This window comes from Hymenobacter cellulosivorans (assembly GCF_022919135.1).
In the GTDB taxonomy this organism is placed as follows: Bacteria; Bacteroidota; Bacteroidia; order Cytophagales; family Hymenobacteraceae; genus Hymenobacter; species Hymenobacter cellulosivorans.
In genome coordinates this window covers 3272852-3291650 of the sequence record NZ_CP095049.1, presented here as the reverse complement: position 1 = coordinate 3291650, position 18799 = coordinate 3272852, and the positions used below count along the sequence as shown (strand labels likewise).

21 protein-coding genes are annotated in these 18799 nt (G+C 60.7%); 15 read left to right on the top strand and 6 right to left on the bottom strand.

Translation table 11 applies throughout. The features are described from left to right. Window positions 1-133: 133 nt before the first annotated feature. Together MUN80_RS13975 and hutU are read right to left on the bottom strand one after the other, a co-directional pair. Window positions 134-757: a hypothetical protein gene (locus tag MUN80_RS13975; RefSeq protein WP_244713842.1), complete on the bottom strand. Its 624-nt coding sequence runs from the start codon at window positions 755-757 to the stop codon at window positions 134-136. Window positions 758-842: 85 nt separating this feature from the next. Next, complete coding sequence (hutU, locus tag MUN80_RS13970; protein WP_244713839.1) at window positions 843-2615, bottom strand: urocanate hydratase; 1773 nt, start codon at window positions 2613-2615, stop codon at window positions 843-845. A gap of 334 nt (window positions 2616-2949) precedes the next feature. Here hutU and MUN80_RS13965 point away from each other — a divergent pair, with 334 nt between their 5' ends. Both MUN80_RS13965 and MUN80_RS13960 read left to right on the top strand, forming a co-directional pair. Next, window positions 2950-3423 carry a hypothetical protein gene (locus MUN80_RS13965; protein ID WP_244713837.1) on the top strand — a complete coding sequence of 158 codons (474 nt, stop codon included), beginning with the start codon at window positions 2950-2952 and terminating at the stop codon, window positions 3421-3423. Window positions 3424-3621: 198 nt separating this feature from the next. Continuing rightward, window positions 3622-4704, top strand: coding sequence for an MBL fold metallo-hydrolase (locus MUN80_RS13960; protein ID WP_244713835.1), 1083 nt, complete (start codon window positions 3622-3624; stop codon window positions 4702-4704). 96 nt (window positions 4705-4800) lie between these two features. Here MUN80_RS13960 and MUN80_RS13955 read toward each other — a convergent pair whose 3' ends face one another. The 4 genes from MUN80_RS13955 to MUN80_RS13940 all read right to left on the bottom strand — a co-directional run bounded on the left by MUN80_RS13955 (window position 4801) and on the right by MUN80_RS13940 (window position 8564). Beyond that, window positions 4801-5601 (bottom strand): DUF4097 family beta strand repeat-containing protein, encoded by an 801-nt coding sequence (locus MUN80_RS13955; RefSeq protein WP_244713833.1) that lies wholly within the window; start codon window positions 5599-5601, stop codon window positions 4801-4803. A 159-nt stretch (window positions 5602-5760) separates the two neighbouring features. Then, window positions 5761-6570, bottom strand: coding sequence for a DUF4097 family beta strand repeat-containing protein (locus tag MUN80_RS13950; RefSeq protein ID WP_244713831.1), 810 nt, complete (start codon window positions 6568-6570; stop codon window positions 5761-5763). Window positions 6571-6681: 111 nt separating this feature from the next. After that, window positions 6682-7488 (bottom strand): DUF4097 family beta strand repeat-containing protein, encoded by an 807-nt coding sequence (locus MUN80_RS13945; RefSeq protein WP_244713829.1) that lies wholly within the window; start codon window positions 7486-7488, stop codon window positions 6682-6684. Between the two features lie 167 nt (window positions 7489-7655). Further along, complete coding sequence (locus MUN80_RS13940) at window positions 7656-8564, bottom strand: arginase family protein (protein ID WP_244713827.1); 909 nt, start codon at window positions 8562-8564, stop codon at window positions 7656-7658. 119 nt (window positions 8565-8683) lie between these two features. Between MUN80_RS13940 and MUN80_RS13935 the strand changes: the two genes are divergently transcribed. The 13 genes from MUN80_RS13935 to MUN80_RS13875 all read left to right on the top strand — a co-directional run bounded on the left by MUN80_RS13935 (window position 8684) and on the right by MUN80_RS13875 (window position 18742). Beyond that, window positions 8684-9151, top strand: a complete 468-nt coding sequence (locus MUN80_RS13935) for a copper resistance protein NlpE (protein WP_244713825.1) — start codon at window positions 8684-8686, stop codon at window positions 9149-9151. Window positions 9152-9331: 180 nt separating this feature from the next. Further along, window positions 9332-10066: a YebC/PmpR family DNA-binding transcriptional regulator gene (locus MUN80_RS13930; RefSeq protein ID WP_135393494.1), complete on the top strand. Its 735-nt coding sequence runs from the start codon at window positions 9332-9334 to the stop codon at window positions 10064-10066. Window positions 10067-10232: 166 nt separating this feature from the next. Then, window positions 10233-10802: a DinB family protein gene (locus MUN80_RS13925; RefSeq protein WP_244713823.1), complete on the top strand. Its 570-nt coding sequence runs from the start codon at window positions 10233-10235 to the stop codon at window positions 10800-10802. Window positions 10803-10846: 44 nt separating this feature from the next. Then, on the top strand, window positions 10847-11386 hold the full coding sequence (locus tag MUN80_RS13920; protein ID WP_244713820.1) for a DUF998 domain-containing protein: 540 nt from the start codon (window positions 10847-10849) through the stop codon (window positions 11384-11386). 46 nt (window positions 11387-11432) lie between these two features. Further along, on the top strand, window positions 11433-12497 hold the full coding sequence (locus MUN80_RS13915; RefSeq protein WP_244713817.1) for a serine hydrolase domain-containing protein: 1065 nt from the start codon (window positions 11433-11435) through the stop codon (window positions 12495-12497). A 53-nt stretch (window positions 12498-12550) separates the two neighbouring features. Further along, complete coding sequence (locus tag MUN80_RS13910) at window positions 12551-13183, top strand: pseudouridine synthase (RefSeq protein ID WP_244713815.1); 633 nt, start codon at window positions 12551-12553, stop codon at window positions 13181-13183. 96 nt (window positions 13184-13279) lie between these two features. Next, the gene (locus tag MUN80_RS13905; RefSeq protein WP_244713813.1) at window positions 13280-14014 is read left to right on the top strand and encodes an aspartate/glutamate racemase family protein; all 735 of its coding nucleotides are present in this window, start codon (window positions 13280-13282) and stop codon (window positions 14012-14014) included. 32 nt (window positions 14015-14046) lie between these two features. Further along, window positions 14047-15123 (top strand): proline iminopeptidase-family hydrolase, encoded by a 1077-nt coding sequence (locus MUN80_RS13900; RefSeq protein WP_244713811.1) that lies wholly within the window; start codon window positions 14047-14049, stop codon window positions 15121-15123. Window positions 15124-15173: 50 nt separating this feature from the next. After that, the gene (locus tag MUN80_RS13895) at window positions 15174-15767 is read left to right on the top strand and encodes a hypothetical protein (RefSeq protein ID WP_244713809.1); all 594 of its coding nucleotides are present in this window, start codon (window positions 15174-15176) and stop codon (window positions 15765-15767) included. 116 nt (window positions 15768-15883) lie between these two features. Then, complete coding sequence (locus tag MUN80_RS13890) at window positions 15884-16231, top strand: hypothetical protein (protein ID WP_244713807.1); 348 nt, start codon at window positions 15884-15886, stop codon at window positions 16229-16231. 337 nt (window positions 16232-16568) lie between these two features. After that, window positions 16569-17636 (top strand): 23S rRNA pseudouridine(2604) synthase RluF, encoded by a 1068-nt coding sequence (gene rluF, locus MUN80_RS13885; protein ID WP_244713805.1) that lies wholly within the window; start codon window positions 16569-16571, stop codon window positions 17634-17636. A gap of 316 nt (window positions 17637-17952) precedes the next feature. Then, complete coding sequence (gene yiaA / locus MUN80_RS13880; RefSeq protein ID WP_244713803.1) at window positions 17953-18387, top strand: inner membrane protein YiaA; 435 nt, start codon at window positions 17953-17955, stop codon at window positions 18385-18387. A 109-nt stretch (window positions 18388-18496) separates the two neighbouring features. Continuing rightward, window positions 18497-18742, top strand: a complete 246-nt coding sequence (locus MUN80_RS13875; protein ID WP_244713800.1) for a Kazal-type serine protease inhibitor family protein — start codon at window positions 18497-18499, stop codon at window positions 18740-18742. The last annotated feature ends 57 nt before the right edge of the window (window positions 18743-18799 follow it).

The following is an 18799-nucleotide window of genomic DNA, read 5'->3' as shown; positions in this document are numbered from 1 at the left end:
TCAGAAGACGCCCATGCCGGGGTCAATATGGCAAGCTACTGTTTCGAGACGAATGTCACCCTATTCTCAGAAACAAAAAGCGCCGCCCCGGATACTTGGGGCGGCACTGGAAGCTACTTGTAGCGGCCTGGTCTTAGCAAGGGTAGAAAAACTCTACTCGTTGCAGCTTGCCCTGCTTGAATATCAGGCTTAAAGCGCCTTCTATGGGGGCTCCTTTGTAGGAGTAGCCCAAACTCATTACTTCCCCCGGCTGGCTGGTAGAGGGCTTGTCGGCTTCCTTAGCCGATACCGGGTAGTAGCGGCGGACGTCCTCCAGGGTGGTGTTTTGGTTGAGCACGAGCTGGCCCACCCGGCCCTGGAACTTGCCCGTCGTCACGTCGAAGATAGTAAGGATGGCCTGGTCGCCGGCCACCTCGTAGGTGGTGTTGCCATAGTACCAGAAGTCGCCGTTGGTGTTGTCGGCGGTTTCCAGCTCCCCACCGCACTCCACGGCGCCCTTGGCAATGCTGTCGGGGCGGCCCATTTGGCTGGTCAGCAGCTTGGTGCTCAGCTCGGCCCGCGCCTTCCCGTTGACGGTAATCGTATTGGCTTCAATGTACTCCGGGTTGGCCGCCTCGGCAGCGGCTGAGGCGGGTGAGGCCTGCTCGGTAGTAGCCGGGGCCGGAGTGGCGGGTTCAGTAGTAGCTACGTCCGCATTGGGGGTACTTTGGCAGGAAGCCAGACTTAGCAATACAGGAGCTAGGAAAAGGTATTTCACGGGAATGAGTAAGGTGGTAAATACGGTAAATGAAAGAGTAAATAGAGCGGGAATCAGCTTTCTAGCCAGGCCCCGCCCCCACTGACTATTGCTGCCCGGGAATCTGCACCCCGCGCTCCTGGGCTACCTGCTGGGCCAGCTCGTAGCCCGCGTCGGCGTGACGGAAGACGCCCATACCGGGGTCGGTGGTGAGCACGCGGCGCAGGCGCTCGGCTTTTTCAGGGGTTCCTGTCGCTACTATCACCATGCCGGAGTGGGTGCTGTTGCCGATGCCCACGCCGCCGCCGTTGTGTAGGCTCACCCAGTCGGCGCCGGAGGCGGTGTTGGCCAGGGCGTTGAGCAGGGGCCAGTCGGCCACGGCGTCGGAGCCGTCCTTCATGCCCTCGGTTTCGCGGTTGGGCGAGGCCACCGAGCCGCAGTCGAGGTGGTCACGGCCGATAACGATGGGGGCCGAGACTTCGCCCCGGGCCACGAGGTCGTTGATAACCAGGCCGAACTTTTCCCGCTCGCCGTAGCCCAGCCAGCACACCCGGGCCGGCAAGCCGATGAAGGGCACCTTGGCCTGGGCCTTCTCAATCCAGCGGGCCAGCATCTTGTTGTCGGGGAAGGTTTCGAGCAGGGCCCGGTCTATGCGCAGGATGTCGGCAGGGTCGCCGCTGAGGGCGGCCCAGCGGAAGGGGCCTTTGCCCTCGCAGAACAGCGGGCGGATGTAGCCGGGTACAAAGCCGGGGTAGAGAAATTGTCCGTTTTCGTCGCGCACTTGCAGGCCGCCTTTTTCGGCCTGCCCGCGCAGGTTGTTGCCGTAGTCGAGGGCCACGGCCCCGCCGGCCTGCATGTCGATGATGGCCTGGCAGTGCTTCACGATGGACTGCAGGGCCTGGCGCTTGAACTCCTCGGGGTTGTTTTTGCGCAGCTCCAGCACCTGCGTAATGTCGCCCTCGGGAATGTAGTCCATCAGGTCGTGGGCCGAGGTCTGGTCCGTCACGATGTCGGCCTTGTAGCCGCGGGCCAGCAGCTCAGGCAGCACGGTGGCGGCGTTGCCGGTCAGGCCGATGCTCCAGCCTTTGCGCTCGGCTTTGTACTGCTCGCACAGCTCCAGGGCGTGGTTTAAGTCGCGGGCCTGCTCGTCGAGGTAGCCTTCCTGCACCTTCTGCTTCACGCGGGCATCGATGGGCTCGATGACCAGGCACACGCCGTCGTTCATGGTCACGGCCAGCGGCTGCGCGCCCGACATGCCGCCTAGGCCGGCGGTGATGGTGACGGTACCGGCCAGCGTACCGCCGAAGTGCTTGTCGGCCACGGCGGCGAAGGTTTCGTAGGTACCCTGCAGAATGCCCTGGGTGGCAATGTAAATCCAGGAGCCGGCCGTCATCTGCCCGTACATCATCAAACCCAGTTTATCCAGCTCGTCGAAGTACTCCTGGGTGCTCCAGGCGGGCACGATGTTGCTATTGGCAATGAGCACGCGCGGGGCGTGGGCCCAGGTGCGCAGCACGCCCACGGCCTTGCCCGACTGCACCAGCATGGTTTCGTCGGGCTCCAAGTTCTTGAGGGTCTTAACGATGGTCTGGTACTCCTTCCAGTTGCGGGCCGCGCGGCCGGCGCCCCCGTACACAATCAGCTCATCATACACCAAGCTCACGGCCGGGTCCAGGTTGTTTTCGAGCATGCGCAGGGCCGCTTCGGCTTCCCAAGTTTTGCAGCGCAGCTCCGGGCCGTGCTGAGCTTTGACGGTTTCCTCGGGCTTGTACTCGTAGTACATGGGCCGGGTGGCAGGCTGCTGGTTGGCCTCATCGGAAACGGAAGTGGCTTCGAGGTTGAGTTCGGGGGTATCGGTAGTGGCAGGATGCTGGGACATGGGTGGCAAGTCGGTTTAGCAAATTGGGTGGAGCGGCGAATATAGGATTTTCGGCGCGGGGCGGCGCAGTATTTCACCGGGACCGAATATTGGTTTTACGGCCTAGTCCGGCGGTGCATCTTTGGGGAACAGAAGCTCAAGACTAACTGCAGAAGTAAGCTCAACATTAGAATAGTCTTATCAGCGCTTCAAACAGATGAGCTTAATTATATATTATCAAAAAAATTTTATAAAAGCGGGTTACTAACCGTAGAAGCACAGTATAAAGCTTCCGATACCCCGTTTTGGGGAATTCGTCTCAACCACTCCACCTTACCAAAACCTTTATTCTATCATGAAAAAGACCTTGTTCTTCGCTCTGGCTGCGGCCTCGCTCACTTTCGCCTCCTGCGGCGGCAACAACTCAGAAGGCGGTGCCGGCGGCTCGACCAGCGGCTCGGGTACTGAAGGCACCGGCGCTTCGTCGGATGCTGCTGGCTCGGAAGCTGGGGCTAATTCCGACATGAGCGCCGACACCTCAATGAGCGGCGGCGCGGGTGGTACTACGGCTGGTACTGGCACCGGCACGATGTCGGGCAGCAGCACCGAAGGTAGCACCGGCGGCACCACGGGCTCGACGGGCGGCGGCAGCACCGCTGGCGGCACCGGCAGCACGGCTGGTGGTAGCACTTCCGGCAGCGGCATGGGCGGTTCGACGGCTGGCGGCGGTTCCACCGCTGGTGGCGGCACCACGGCTGGTGGCAGCACGGGCGGCGGCAGCACGGCTGGCGGCACGGGCTCGACCGGTGGCACCACGGGCGGCCTGTAAGCCAACCCCCTCGCCTATGAAGAAAGCCTCCCGTTTCGCGGGAGGCTTTTTTTGTGGCAGGCGCTGCTGTTTAGCTTGGGAAATATTCTTCCAAGGCAGCACGAAGCCCGAGCGTTACAACCGAAAAAATCCGGCAAGCCTATCCTCCGGCTGGAATTATGCGTAATCCTCTTTCCGTCCAATCAATTCGCCTGTTCCATGAAACAAGTAGCCCCTGGTATTCACCAGCTCACTATTCAACGCTTTGTCAATCTGTACTTCGTCGAAACCGGCCGGCCCGGTGAGTGGGTACTGGTTGATACGGGTCTGCCGGGCGCGGCCAAGGACATCATTGCCGCCGCCAACAAGCTGTTCTACCCCGGCACCCATCCCGAGGCCATTATTCTGACCCACGGCCACATGGACCACGCCGGCAATGCCCGCGAGCTGGCCGAGCACTGGAAAGTGCCGGTGCTGGCTCACCCGCTGGAGCTACCTTTCCTGACGGGCAAAGCGGTGTATCCACCCGCCGACCCCACCGTGGAGCGGGGCGGAACACTGGCCTTCGTAGCGCGGTTTTTCCCGCCCCAGTCGTTTCAGCTTAGCGACATCGTACAGGCCCTGCCTACCACCGACGCCGACCCGCCTTTTCTGCCCGATTGGCAGGTAATCCATGTACCGGGCCACGCCCCGGGACAGATTGCGCTGTTCCGCGAAAAAGACCGCACCCTGCTCGGGGCCGACGCTTTTGCCACGGCCAACCACGAATCGGTGCCCTCGCTGCTCATGCAGGTGCCGTGCATCAGCGTGGCCGGAGCCCCATTCAACTACAACTGGACCGAGGTGCGGGAGTCGGTGCAGAAGCTGGCGGCGCTACGGCCCGAGCATATCGGCTGCGGCCACGGCCCGGTGATGCAGGGCGTCGAAGCCACGGAAGGCCTGAGCGCCCTGGCCCGCGAATTTCCGATGCCAACCCGGGGCCGCTACGTGCAGCAACCGGCCCGCCTCGACGAAAACGGCGTGCAGTTTGTGCCCCCAGCCGCCGTCGATACGCTGCCCACGAAGCTGGCCTTCATCGGGGCCGGCGTGGGATTGGCCATTACCGCCGCGGCTCTGCTGGCAGGTAAGAACAAGAAGGGCAGGAAGGCAGGCCGCCGGAAGAAAAATACTGGCTACGGCTACGCCAACAGCTTCGAAAATGCCGATTCGTACAGCACCGGCTACGGTGAGCGGGAAGATGGCACCATCGTAGGCCCCGGCCCGAGCCGCCCGGAATGGCGCAAAGGTGGCGTCGGCGACTAACCGACGGGTAGTAGTTGCGGCCCAATAACTTCTTTATAAGACAAAGCCGTGCCAGCAGTTGCTGGCGCGGCTTTGTGCTTTTCAACTCGTAAGGTTTTACAGCTGGGTGAGCTTGATGCTACCCTTGGTGGTTACGGCTTTGAGCGGAGCCCCACCCTGACCGAGCGTAGCCGTTACCACTTTCTGGAGGGTGGCTGAGCTGGTGACGGGCAGCTTGCCGGCGCTGATGGTGCCAATGGTGGTGGCGGCAAACAGCCGGGCCGAGTAGTTTTTGGGCAGGTCCCAGGTGATGCTGCCGTTCTGGGTTTCTACGTCGAGGCCCTCTCCTACCCACTTGGGGCCGGCCAGCTTGATTTTCACCCCGCCGTTGACGGTGCGTCCCTTCACGCTGCCGCCCACGTTGACGAGCGAAATACCGCCGTTGGCCGCCTCAAAAGTAACCGGGCCCAGCAGGTCGCTCAGGTTGATGCCACCGTTGAGCGTGCGCAAGGTCAGGGGCATGGAGCGGGGCACGAATACCTCATAGCTCACGGCCCAGCCCAGCTCCCCGGGCTGGGAACTCTCGGCCCGCAGGGTGTAGTCTTTGGCCATAATCACGACGCTGCGGCCCAGCTGCCGGGCCTCCTCGTCGTTTTTGCCCCAGGCCAGAATCTTGGCCCGCACCCGGATGTCTTTGCCGTCCCAGCCCTTGACGGTGATGCCGCCATTGGCGCGCCCATCGATGGTAATGCCCTCGGCCGGGGCGGGCAGGATTTTGTCGCGGGTTTCGCAGAAGCGCTTACTGCTGCTGCTGGTGAAGGTGCCGTCGCCGCAGGTGGTGGTGAAGACGGGCGCGGTTTGGGCCTGGGCGGCGTAGGTAGCCACACTCAGGAGCAGGCCGAGAAACGGAATTTTCATGCGGGGCAAAGCGAAAAAAGCAGCGGCCAGCAGCAGGCCGTTTTGCCCACAAGCCGAATTGGGCGGGAATAGTTGCCGGCCGGGCTGATTTGGTGCTTATAAAAGCAAAAAGCGGCCCCAGCCGAAGCTAACGCCGCTTTGAAAGCCGGACGTACGGTACTATTCCCGGTTGACCTTGATGCCGCCGTTGACCGTTACGGCCCGCACCGGAGCACCGCCCTGGCCGAGGTTGGCCGCAATTTCCTTGTGCATAAAGCCCGACTTGGTAACCGTGAGGTTATCGGCTTTGATGGAACCCATAGTAGTGCTGGTGAACAGCTTGGCCGAGTAGTTTTTGGGCACGTCCCAGGTAATGCCGCCGTTGGTGGTTTCCACGTCGAGCCCCTCGCCGTTCCACTTGGTACCGGCCAGCTTGATGTGCAGGCCTCCGTTGACGGTGCTGCCCTTCACCTGCCCACCTACATTGCTCAGGTTTACGCCCCCGTTCACGGCCGAGAACTTAACGCTGGAATCCAGGTCCTGTAGGTTGATGCCGCCGTTGACGGTATTCAGGGCCAGGGCCGTGGTACGGGGAACAAATACCTCGTAGCTCACCGCCCAGCCCTGGTCGTTTTGGCTGGGGCCGTCGGCGCGCAGCTTGTTGCCTTCGGCCTTCACCGTAACTTTTTTGGCCAGCTGCTCGGCGTCGGCGTCGGTTTTGCTCCAGGTGCTCACCCTGGCCCGCACCAATACCTGGTTGCCGTCCCAACCCTTGACGGTAATGCCGCCGTTGGCCTCGCCATCAATAGTTAGGGTCTGCTTGCCGGGACTGGGCATGGTCAGGTCGCGGGTTTCGCAGTAGCGCTTGGTGCTGTTGGGACTGGTGTAGGTGCTGCCTTCTTTGCAGGTCGAGGTGAAGGCGGGCGTAGTTTGGGCGTAGGCTGACAAGGAGGCCAGGGTCAGCAGCAGGGCCGTGGAGAAAGATTTCATAGCTCAGAAACGTAACGTGGTGAACAAGTGAAGTAGCCGCCGGAGCGGCAGCAACATGGTAGAAGCAAGTCAGCGGCAAACCGTTGCCTGACCGGCTTGAAAAAGACGGGTTTACTCGGCGCGGCGCACCGAAATGCCGCCGTTGGTAGTCACGGCCTTTACCGGCACCCCGCCTTTGCCCAGGCGCACGGCAATGTCGCGCCCGATTTTGCCCGACACGGAGTTGCCAAAGTCGGTATCGACTCTGCCGTTGACGGTGCTGCTGATGAGCTGGGCAGAGTAGTCGGCGGGCAGCTTCCACCGAATGGAGCCGTTTTGGGTGGTCAGGTCCAGACCTTTGCCTTCCCACTTTTTGCCGGCCAGGGTGATGTTCAACGAGCCGTTCTGGGTGCGGCCTTTCACGTCGCCGCCCGAGCCACTGACCGTCACCGAGCCGTTCAGGGCCGCGAAAGTCACCGGGCCGCGCACGTCTTTGAGGCTGATGCTGCCGTTGTGGGTTTTCAGGTCAAGGGCCATTTTCTCGGGCACGAAAATTTCGTAGCTCACGGCCCAGGTGGTTTCGCCCTCGGTGGTGGGACCATTGGCCTGTAACCGGCTGTTGATAGTAGAAATCTGCACGTCGGCCGACTTGGCCTTGGCAGCGGCTTCATCGGGGCCCCAGGTCGTGACGCGGGCCCGCACCCGTACATCCTTGCCGGCCCAGCTTTTCACGCTGATGCTGCCGTTCTGCTGCCCATCCACTACCAGCGGCCCCGATTTCGGCGCGGCCACTACCAGGTCACGGGTTTCGCAGTACCGCTCCTGCCCGCTGTTGTAGTACTTACCGTCGCTGCAAGTGGAGGTGAACGTGGGGGCCGTTTGGGCAGTGGCCGTCAGGGAAGCGGCGCTGAGCCAGAGGATGGGTAGGAGCTTTTTCATGGTGCGGAAGGTGGTTGAAAGTTGATGCAGTGCCCAAAGGACGAGGCCCGAAGGGCAACCGCTGCGCAACCAACGAAATATTTCGTAGTTAAACACGAATTATTTCGTACTTCTCGCGAATAAAATCACAACTATCTAATAAACAGCGGCCAAAAACTAACAGATATCTACTTTTCTTTCGCCACGCCGGTCAGGAACGCAGTAATGATGGTAGCAGCCAGGCGAGCCGTCTGGTTGTCGCGGTCAAACACCGGGTTCAGCTCTACTACTTCGAATAAGCGCACCTGAGTTTGGCAGCCGGCCAAAAAAGCCGCTTCCACAGCCTGTCGGGGCGTAAATCCATCGGCGCTGGGCGCCGACACGGCCGGGGCAAAGGCTTCGGCGCACCCATCAATGTCGAAGCTGACGAAGGCCGGCCCCTGGGCAATAGCCCGCTGCAGGGCCCGCTCCATAAACAGCGGCATGCCATTTTGCTGCACGTGGGCCAGGGGCACAATGGTAGCGTGCTGCTGGTGCAGAAAGTCGATATCTTCCTTGGTATTGAGGTTGGAATGCAGCCCCAGCTCGGTGAAGCGCGGGCCGGCCAGCACGTTTTCCCGCAGGAGCTTGCCGAAGGGTGTGCCGCTGCTGATAACGGCGGGCTTGTCTTTCACGTCGGCGTGGGCATCGAGGTTGATGCCGCCCACGGGCTGGGAGCCGGTGGCGTCGAAAAGGCCGCGCACGGTGCTGTAGGTGCCATCGTGGCTTCCGCCTAGCACCACGACCCGCGGGTACTGCGCCAGCAGCTCGCCCAGGCGCTGCCGGATGGTGGCGTGGTTCGCGGTATGGTCCGGCTCGTGCAAGCCCAGGTTGCCGGCATCGGCGATACGCAGGCCGGAAAGGTCCACGTTGTGCTCCAGGTTGTAGGTTTTGTGGTAGCGGCGTAGCTCCCGCCGAATGGCGTCGGGGGCGTGAACGGCTCCGGCCCGGCCGCCTTCCAGCACGGTACCAAAGTCGAGGGGCAGACCTACCAGGCAGACATCGGCTTGGGGCAGCTCGGTGGCGGGGCGGATTAATTCGCGCAAAAACGTGGGCATGGCAGCGGGCAAATTGGGTAAGCAACGGGGTAGAAAACGGCGAAATGTAGCTTGATCTTTGCATTTGCGCCCGACTTGCTGCCCTGGCGCGGCCTCACCTTCCGTTGTATCTTGCCCCAATGATGTACCGTTTTCTTTTGCTCGGCGCTACTACCCTGCTGCTGCTCAGCGGCCCGGCCGCCCGGGCCCAGCAGCCCGCGCCGGCTCCGGCCGCGGCCAAGCCTCCCGTGCTCAGCGCCTCGTTTTTCACGTCCTACACCTACCTCTCCTACTCCATCGTCGACAAGGAAACCAGCGCCAAGCCCATGGAAGCCAAGGGCGTGGGTGGCACCCTGACCCTGCACCCCGACGGCACCTACCAGAAACGCCTGCAGCTCTCGGGCAACGGCGGGGTGATAAACTTCAACCAGGATGGCCGCTTCACCTTCTCCGGCGACCAAATCACCTTTAGCTACACCGACAGCAAAGGCCAGCCCCGCGTGGACCAGGGCGCTTTCCGCTTCCAGCCCAAAGCCCGCACCCTGACGCTCACACTCATCGGCTACCCAGCCGGCAACAAGGGCATCTACACGCTACGGGCGGATTAGATAGTGAAATGATGAGTTTGTGAAATGGTGAGTTTGCGACTTGCAGTAGTTTCCGGGCTACCCATTTACCTACTTCACTAATTGCGCCCGGCCGCCCTTTCTGCTAACTTGCGGCCCCTTTCTGAGCCTAGGCTCACCCAACAACAACTCACCACATCACCATTTCACAATTTCACATAGATGGGAAGAGCATTTGAATTCCGCAAAGGCCGGAAGATGAAGCGCTGGGACAAGATGTCCAAGGACTTTACCCGCATCGGCCGGGAAATCGTGATGGCCGTGAAGGAATCGGGCCCTAACCCGGATACCAACTCCCGCCTGCGCACGGCCATGCAGAACGCCAAGGGCGTCAACATGCCCAAGGACCGCGTGGAAGCCGCCATCAAGCGGGCTAGCAGCAAGGAGGAAAAAGACTACCAGGAAGTGGTGTACGAGGGCTACGCGCCCCACGGCGTGGCCGTCGTAATCGAAACCGCCACCGACAACCCGACCCGCACCGTAGCCAACGTGCGCATGTACTTCAACCGCGGCAACGGCGCCCTGGGTACGGCCGGCTCCTCCGACTACACCTTCACCCGCAAGGGCGTGTTCCGCCTCGCCGCCGAGGGCCTCGACCTCGACGAGCTGGAGCTGGAGCTCATTGATGCCGGCGCCGAAGACGTGTACGCCGACCAGGAGGAAGACGAGCACGGTGCCGTAAAAGACTTCATCGTGGTGGAAACCGCCTTCACCGACTTCGGCCAGATGCAGAAAGCCCTGGAAGAAAAAGGTCTCAACGTGGTATCGGCCAACCTGCAGCGCATCCCCAACACGACCGTAACCCTGGAAGGCGAGCAGCTGGAAGAGGTGATGAACCTGATTGAGAAGTTCGAAGAGGACGACGATGTGCAGGCCGTGTACCACACGCTGGGCTAGACCACGGATTGGTTACGCCGGCCTTCGTTTCGACGGATGCTGAGGACTAGTCAGATTTCGTAGCCGATTCGCAGTTCTGTACGTGCGGGCCGCCCCAGTTGGGGCGGCCCGCTGTGCTTTTTGGCTACCTTCGGCTTCCGGTCAGCATTCCGTCTACTTACTCCTTATGCAGCTCCAGGCCACGATTACCGAAATCAGGGAAAGTCTAACCACCACCTTTGCTAGCCTGAGCCAGTGGTTTGACAAACCAGCCGAGCTGCGCGCCTACCGCCCGCAACACGGCGGCTGGACCATAAACGAAATACTGGAGCACATCGGGCTGACCAATCATTACCTGCTCATTCTTATTACCAAAGCCACCCGCAAAGCCCTGCTCAATGCCCCCGGCGCCGACTTGGCAGCCGAGGTGGGCAGTCACGTTTTTCAGCGGGAAAAGCTGGCCGATATTGGCCGGCACCAGTCCTTTGCCTGGGTGCGGCCCGAGCACATGGAACCCACCGGCACCCGGCCGCTGCCGGAAGTGCGCGCTCAGCTACAGGAGCAACTGAGCCAGTGCCTGACTAGCCTCGACCAGCTAAAAAATGGGGAGGGCGTGCTGTACAAAACCACTATGTCGGTCAATGACCTGGGCAAAATCAACGTGTATGAGTACCTCTATTTCCTGGCCCAGCACGGCCAGCGCCACCTGACGCAGATGGCAAAGAACGAAGTGGAATTTGCGGCTCAGCCCCACTAGCCTAGCTTGGTTGCCACCTCACTTGCCCTAACCCGCTGCCCCGGATGCTGCCCGTTCTGCTGCTTGCGCTGCTTATCTACCTGGTAGGCGGCATCGTTTACTTCGGTTTTCGGCGGCCGGGCTACTCGCACCTGCGCCACACCATCAGTGAGTTGGGCGAAGATGGGGCCCTACACCGCCGGGCTGTAAGCTGGGGGCTGTTTTTTCCGGTCGGAGCGGGCCTGGTGCTGGGCGCCTTGCTGGCCGATACTGCCGCATTGGGGGGCCTGCTGCTGTGTCTGGGTATTGGCTACGTGGTAGCGGCGGTATTTCCCTGCGACGTTGGCTCACCTTCCAGCGGCTCGGCCAAGCAGGCCGTGCACAACCTGGGCGGGGCGGTGGAATATATCGGCGGCATTTTCTTTCTGCATCAAACCCAAAGCGCACTGCTCTTTCAGGCCGTGGTGCCGGCCAACGTGCAGCTCGGCCTGCTCATTGGCTGCCTGCTGGCTTTGTCGGTGCCGGGCTTTCCCGGGCGCGGCCTGGTGCAGCGCGTAGCCGAAGTGCTGCTCTTTGGACAGGCTCTTTGGCTTAGCTTCCACTAATATTGTCCTTTACTATCCTTATTACCCCGGGCCCGAGTGGCTGCTTATGAAAACTCTCCTCACGCTGGCGTTTCTGCTTTGTTCCTTCATTGCCACGGCCCAGCAAGCCGAGCTGCAAGCCCTGCTCAAGCGTGAAAACGTCACCGGCCTGCAGCTGATCTACACCAAAAAGAGTGAAACCAAGCAATACAGCATTGGGTTGCGCCAAGCCGGCACCGCCCAGGATATGACGGCTACGACTACTATGCAGGCCGCTTCCCTGGGAAAAGTTGTGCTGGCCTACACCGCTCTGCGCCTCCACGACCAGGGTCGCTTCGACCTCGACAAGCCTTTGCTGACCTACGCTCCCTATCCGCGGGTAGCAGACGAGCCTCGGGCTGCCAAGATTACGGCGCGCATGGTGCTGGGCCACACCACCGGCCTGCCCAACTGGGCCGACTACCCCCTAGCCGAGAGCTGGAAAAACTCCAAGCTCACCCTGAAATTTGCGCCCGACAGCTGCTGGAGCTACTCCGGCGAAGGCTATGTGTGGCTGCAGCGTACCCTGGAGCACATTACCGGCAAAACCCTCGACCAGCTGGCCCAGCAGGAAGTATTCGGCCCGCTGAAAATGCCCCACAGCTCCTTTACCTGGCAGGCCCGCTTCGACCAGAATGCCGCCTTCGGCCACGATAAAGCCGGTAAGCCCACCGACATCAAGCGGTTCCCGGCGCCCAATGGCGGCTTCAGTCTGCTCACCACCGCCGCCGACTACAGCCGCTTCGTGCGGGCCCTGATGAGCGGGCAGGGGCTGAAACCGGCTACGGCCAAGCTGCTCACCACTGCCGCCAACCCCGCCACCCGCTGCACCACCCCCCTTACCCCTACCGATGCCAATATTGCGTGGGCCTGGGGCCTGGGGTTGGCCACCACCAGCCACGGCCCGGCCCAGTGGCACTGGGGCGACAACGGCGACTTCCGCGGCTTCTTCATGACCTTCCCCGAAACCAAGGAAACCCTGCTCCTGCTCACCAACAGCGCCAACGGCCTCAAGCTCGTTGATGAAGTGCTCCGGCTGTTCGTGGGCCCCGGCCAGTACCAGGCCATGCAGTGGCTAGCCGAGGAGAACTAGCGCCGGTAGCGCGAAGCTCCGGCTTCGCGCTACTTCCCCCAACTTTACTCACTATGCTTGCCGAACAAGAAATAGAATCTGACGAAGTCGTTGCCCACCGCCACTTTATCGTCCACAAGCCTTTTGGCTACATGAGCCAGTTTGTGTGCGAGCTGAAAAAGAAGAAGCTGCTGGGTTTGCTCCACGACTTTCCCGTCGGCACCATGTCCATCGGCCGCCTCGACGAAGCCAGTGAGGGCCTGCTGCTGCTCACCACCGATGGCAAAGTCAGCGAACGAATCCGGGCCAAATCGGTGGAGAAGGAATACTACGCCCAGGTCGACGGCCTGATAACCGATGAGGCCGTAACCCAGCTCCAGCAGGGCGTTGAAATCGGGCTGCACGGCGACAAGTACCAGACCCTGCCCTGCCGGGCCTTCCGCCTCGAAACGGCACCCAACCTGGGGGCCCGGGGCCGCAAAATTCGCGACGACCGGCACGGGCCCACCAGCTGGGTTTCCATCATCGTCACCGAGGGCAAATTCCGGCAGGTGCGCAAGATGACGGCCGCCGTGGGCTTCCCCACGCTGCGCCTGGTGCGGGTCCGCATCGGCGACATTCACCTCGGCGAGCTGCCCGCCGGCGAAGTGCGCGAAGTCGCGGGCTTTTTCACCGACGCGCCCGTGCCCACCGTCGTGCCGCTGTAGCGCCCAAAGTCAGCCTTACCGCTACTTCAGGCCTGGCTATTAACTTCCGTACGCTACATTCGCCTTTCGCCTTAGCACGAATAATCTCTTATAGCTATGAAGACTATTGGCCTCATCGGCGGCATGTCGTGGGAAAGCTCGGCGGTGTACTACCAGATTATCAACCAGCGGGTACAGGCCCATCTGGGCGGCGTGCATTCGGCCCAAATCCTGCTCTACTCGGTTGATTTCGGCGAAATAGCGCAGTTGCAGCACGCCGGCAACTGGGAGCAGCTCACCGAACTCCTACTAGACGCCGCGCACCGGCTGGAGCGGGGCGGCGCCGACTTTCTGGTTTTGTGCACCAACACCATGCACAAGCTGGCCGCACGCCTGCAGGAACGCAGCTCCCTGCCCCTGCTCCACATCGCCGACGCCACCGCTGCAGCCGTCCGCCAGCGGGGCCTGCGCAAGGTGGGTCTGCTGGGCACCCGCTTCACGATGGAAGAGGAATTTCTGCGCGGCCGCCTGAATCTGCATCAGCTCGACGTACTGGTTCCCGACGAGCCCGACCGCACCATCATCCACAATGTCATTTACGAGGAGCTGGTCAAAGGCAGCATCCGGGAAGAGTCGCGCCGGGAATACGTGCGCATCATCGGCGCGCTGACGGCGGCTGGGGCCGAAGGCATCATCCTGGGCTGCACCGAAATCGGCCTGCTCGTCACGGCCCAACACACTGACGCGATTCTGTTTGACACGACCCTGATCCACGCCGAACAGGCGGCCGCTCTGGCCCTGGCCGACGCCAATGTCTACGCCCGGCACTGGGCCTCCGCCCCGGTTTCTTAGCCCATTCTACTTCTCACCCAGCCTTTCCTACCATGTCACCGCTTTCACGCTTCTTTCGCACTGGCTTATTGCTCCTAAGTCTGGGCAGCTTCGCCTGCACCCAGCAGGCTAAAAACGACTCTACGGCCTCCGCTTCCGCCACGTCATCGGCTACTGCTACTTACTTCCAAAGCCAGGAAGAAGGCGTGCAGGATGGCGGCGTCAAGGTTATTCCCATTACCACACCCAAAGGCCAGTTCAACGTCTGGACCAAGCGCTTCGGCAACAACCCGCGCATGAAAGTGCTGTTACTCAACGGCGGGCCCGGCGCCACCCACGAGTACTTCGAGTGCATGGAAAACTTCCTGCCCAAGGAAGGCATCGAGTTTATCTACTACGACCAGCTCGGCTGCGGCCTGTCCGATAACCCCAAGGACACCAGCATGTGGAGCCTGCCGCGCTACGTGGAGGAAGTCGAGCAGGTGCGCAAGGCCCTGAACCTGAGCAAGGATAACTTCTACCTGCTGGGCCACAGCTGGGGCGGCATCCTGGCCGCCGAATATGCCTTCAAGTACCAGCAAAACCTCAAAGGCCTCATCATTTCCAACATGATGATGAGCTGCCCCGACTACGGCCGCTACGCCGACGAGGTGCTGGCCAAGCAGATGAAGCCCGAAGTGCTGGCCGAAATCCGCCAGATCGAGGCCAAGAAGGACTTCAGCAACCCGCGCTACATGGGCCTGCTCGAACCCAATTTCTACGCCCAGCACCTGTGCCGCGTCGTGCCCAACCCCGAGCCCGTGACCCGTGCCATGAGCAAGATCAACCAGTCGCTCTACGTCACCATGCAGGGTCCCAGCGAGTTTGGCATTTCCGGCAAGCTCACCACCTGGGACCGGGTCCGTGACCTGCCCAAGCTCTCGGTACCCGTCCTGAGCATCGGCGGCAAGTATGACACCATGGACCCCGAACACATGCGCATGGTAGCCCAGAAAGTGCAACACGGTACCGCCCTTATTTGCCCCGAAGGCAGCCACATGAGCATGTACGACGACCAGCAAACCTACATGAGCGGCCTGGTCAAGTTCATCCTCGGCGTGGACAAGGGCGAGAAAAAGGTGGCACTGTAGATACTAAGTCTATTCCTTACCGACTACTATTTCTAGCTGTTATGAGGTATATGTTAAGCCTATCGATGCTGTTTCTAATGGGTTGTCAGCCAACAGCCAATTCCGTTGCAGACGCCGCGCTGGGGAATTTACGCCAGGAAATTGCCCGCAAGAATGACAGCCTAGTATTGCTTACCAGCCAGCTCGCCCAAGCCCAGGCACTGACACCCACTACAACATCAGTTGTAGCCGCAGCAGCGGTTCCAGTAACTGCAGTTGCTGACGATCAGCCCACGCCGCAGCTGTACCGGCAGCCGGTAATAACGCCTCTCTCTACCGAATTGGCGGAAGTACTAAGCCTAATTGACTCCACTACTACGTTCGCAGCCGACAACTACAGCATCAGGGCCTCCCGCGCCTGCAACGGTCCCAGCGACCAAGAGCTGGATTACTGTAACTGCTCCAATTTCATCTACCTTTCCCTCGATACCTACAACATGCCCTACGAATATAAGGCTTACCGTATCGGCCCCTTTTACGAGGCAGAATTCAAGGGTTGGAAGGGCACCAAAGCGCGGGCTGACCTTCAAATTTCCCACAACGTGAAGGGCCAAAAGCGGGTGAACACTTTCCGGATTTCCTGGGCCGGTGTCCAACAGCTTTAAGCAGAGCCGGCTCCAAACAGCATACCTTGCGGCTTGCTACGAGGCTTTGGCCCAGCGAGCCGCTTTGTATTAGTTACTACTTGCCGCCAGTTGCGTATCCATTTCCCCCAACCAAGATGTCCGTTCCCTACCGTACCCTCTTCTTCCTCGACAACGCCACGACCAGCATCGTCGAAATCAAGCGCCTCGACCTGCCCGACGAAGCCGACCGGAGTGAAATCTACGCCTGGCTCTTCTTCGACAAAGCCGCCCGCACCCTCACCAAGCTCGAATTCCTCTCCATGAACTCCTTGCCCCAGGCCGAGGAGCGCGAGTTTGAGCAAGGCAGCCTCCGCTTCGACCAGCACACCGGCATCTACACCAGCGCCACCACCCGCGCCACCCAGCAGCTGGCCGCCAGCCGCCACGCCGAGCTGCCCCAGTCCCTGGCCACCGCCGTCAGCAGCTATTTGCAGGGCCTGTAGCACCCTGCCCCCCCCAACTCCCGCCCTAAGGCAAAACACCTCCGCCTTAACCCAAAACACTCCCGCCCGGACTCGAAACACCCCCGCCCCAACCCAAAATACCCCCGCCCTAACCCGAAACACTTCCGCCCGAATCGAAAACACTTCCGCCCTAACCCGAAACACCCCGGACCTGAGGAAAAATACCTCCGCCCTAACCCGAAACACTTCCGCCCCAAGGCAAAACACCTCCCTCCCAATTCCCGCGCTCCACGCCACCTGCCAGCCCGCTTCTGCGTAACTTGCAGGCCCGCTTGCCACCTCGGCCGGCGGTTACACCTTTGTTGCCCGTTGCCTTATGCCTAGTTCCGACACTACCCGCCTCAATAAATACATCAGTGAAAGCGGGGTCTGCTCCCGCCGCGAGGCCGACCGCTTCATCGAGCAGGGTACCGTCTTCGTCAACGGCAAGCGCGCCACCATCGGCACCCAGGTCAGCAGCAAGGACAAGGTCGTCGTCAACGGCAACCTCATCGAGCCCCGCGCCCCCGAAGACGCCATCTACATTGCCTTCAACAAGCCCCCGGGCATCACCAGCACCACCGAAACGAGCGTCAAGGACAACATCATCCGCTACATCAAGCACAGCGAGCGGATTTTCCCCATCGGCCGCCTCGACAAAGACTCCCAGGGCCTGATTCTGCTGACCAGTAATGGCGACATCGTCAACAAGATCCTGCGCGCCGGCAACCGCCACGAAAAGGAGTACATCGTGATGGTCGACAAGCCCATTACCGACCAGTTTATCGAGGGCATGCGCAACGGGGTGCCCATCATGGGCATCATGACCCAGAAGTGCGAGGTCAGCAAAGAAACCAACTACATCTTCCGCATCACCCTCATCCAGGGCATGAACCGCCAGATTCGGCGCATGTGCGAGCATTTCGGTTACGAAGTGGTGCAGCTGGAGCGCATCCGGGTCATGAACATCAGCATCAAGGGCCTCGGCGTGGGCGACTGGCGCGAACTGACCGATAAAGAACTGGCCGGCATCATGGAAATGACCGCCAAGTCGTCGGGCACCAAGGAAGCCTCCCTGCCCAAGAAGCGCGTGGGCTCACCGGCCACCAAGTGGAGCAGCCGCCCCGCCCGCTTCAGCGAAGACTTCGACGGCGACGCTCCCAAGCCCGCGAAGCCCGGCCGCAAGCCCACTGGAGCCGCCCGCCCCGGCCGCCCCACTACCGGCGGCGCCAAACCCGTGCGCAAGCTGGCCAATGGCAAGCCCGCCTTCGAGGGCGACAAACCCTTTAAGTCGGCCAGCCGCCCCACCGGCCCGGGCTCCAAGCGCAAGCCCGCCGCCAAAACCCTGAACCGCGCCCCCAAAGGCAACTCCGGCAGTCGGGGCAGCAGCCGCACCAAGCGCTAAAGATGCCCCACTGTGGCGGCTTCATCCGTCACAGCAGCCCGGCTCAATAACAGCAATTTTCTATGTTCAAAAAGTCCGTTGGAGCACTGGCTTCAACGGACTTTTTTTGTTATCAAAAGTCTATTTACACGCATTAGAGCAGGTTTTCCACAACTTCTGACAGAAAAACAGGGCGCTTTGAACCTCGTTTCAAAACTCTAATTATGCGCGAAAATACTGCTGTGCCTGCCAACGAGGCAGCAAACTTATGAGTAGGTTTGAATGCCTTAGTTGGCAAATCAACCTCTTTATTCTTCTACCTATTCTCCTTTTTGCAATGAACTCAAAACCCTCCAATGCCTTTATCGGCGCCTCCTGGGTGGCCCTGCTCGCCGGTATGGTGGCCTACAACGTGGGCCTGTGGAACGCCACGATGCCGCTCAACGAAAAAGGCTACTACTTCACCATTCTGCTCTACGGGCTGTTTGCCGCCGTGTCGCTGCAAAAGACTGTGCGCGACCAGCTTGAAGGTATTCCCATTACTAACATCTACTACGGTTTGTGCTGGTTTGCTACTCTCTCGGCCGTACTCCTGCTAACCGTAGGTTTGTGGAATGCCACGCTCACGCTCAGCGAAAAGGGCTTCTACGCCATGGCCTTTATGCTAAGCCTGTTTGCCGCCATTGCCGTGCAGAAAAACACCCGCGACAGTCGGCTAGGCGGCTCCACAGCAGATACCGCAGCTGAGTCGCCACTGCCCCGCCTGGAGTAACCGGCCCGGCATGTCACAATAAAAGCAACTATGACCTAGGATTCTATATTCAGCTTTCCTTATCATTGCCGCATCCATTCACTTATTTCAATTCTCAATCTTACCTATTATGAAAAAGTTAGCTGTTTTCGCGCTTCTCCTATTCGCCGGTACTTCCTGCTCGAAAGAAACTGCCGCTCCGGCCCCCGTAACCACCCAGGCCAGCGCCAACGCCAAAGGTGACGACTACCAGTGTCTCGACGTGTACGACCCGGTGTGTGCCAACGGCGTAACCTACTCCAACGCCTGCTATGCCGCCAAAGCCGGCGTGACGACCTACACCCGCGGCGCCTGCGGCGGTGGCGGCGAAATCTAGTCCCCTTGCTTTCAGACCATAAAAAAGGCCCCGCCGGTATCGGCGGGGCCTTTTTTA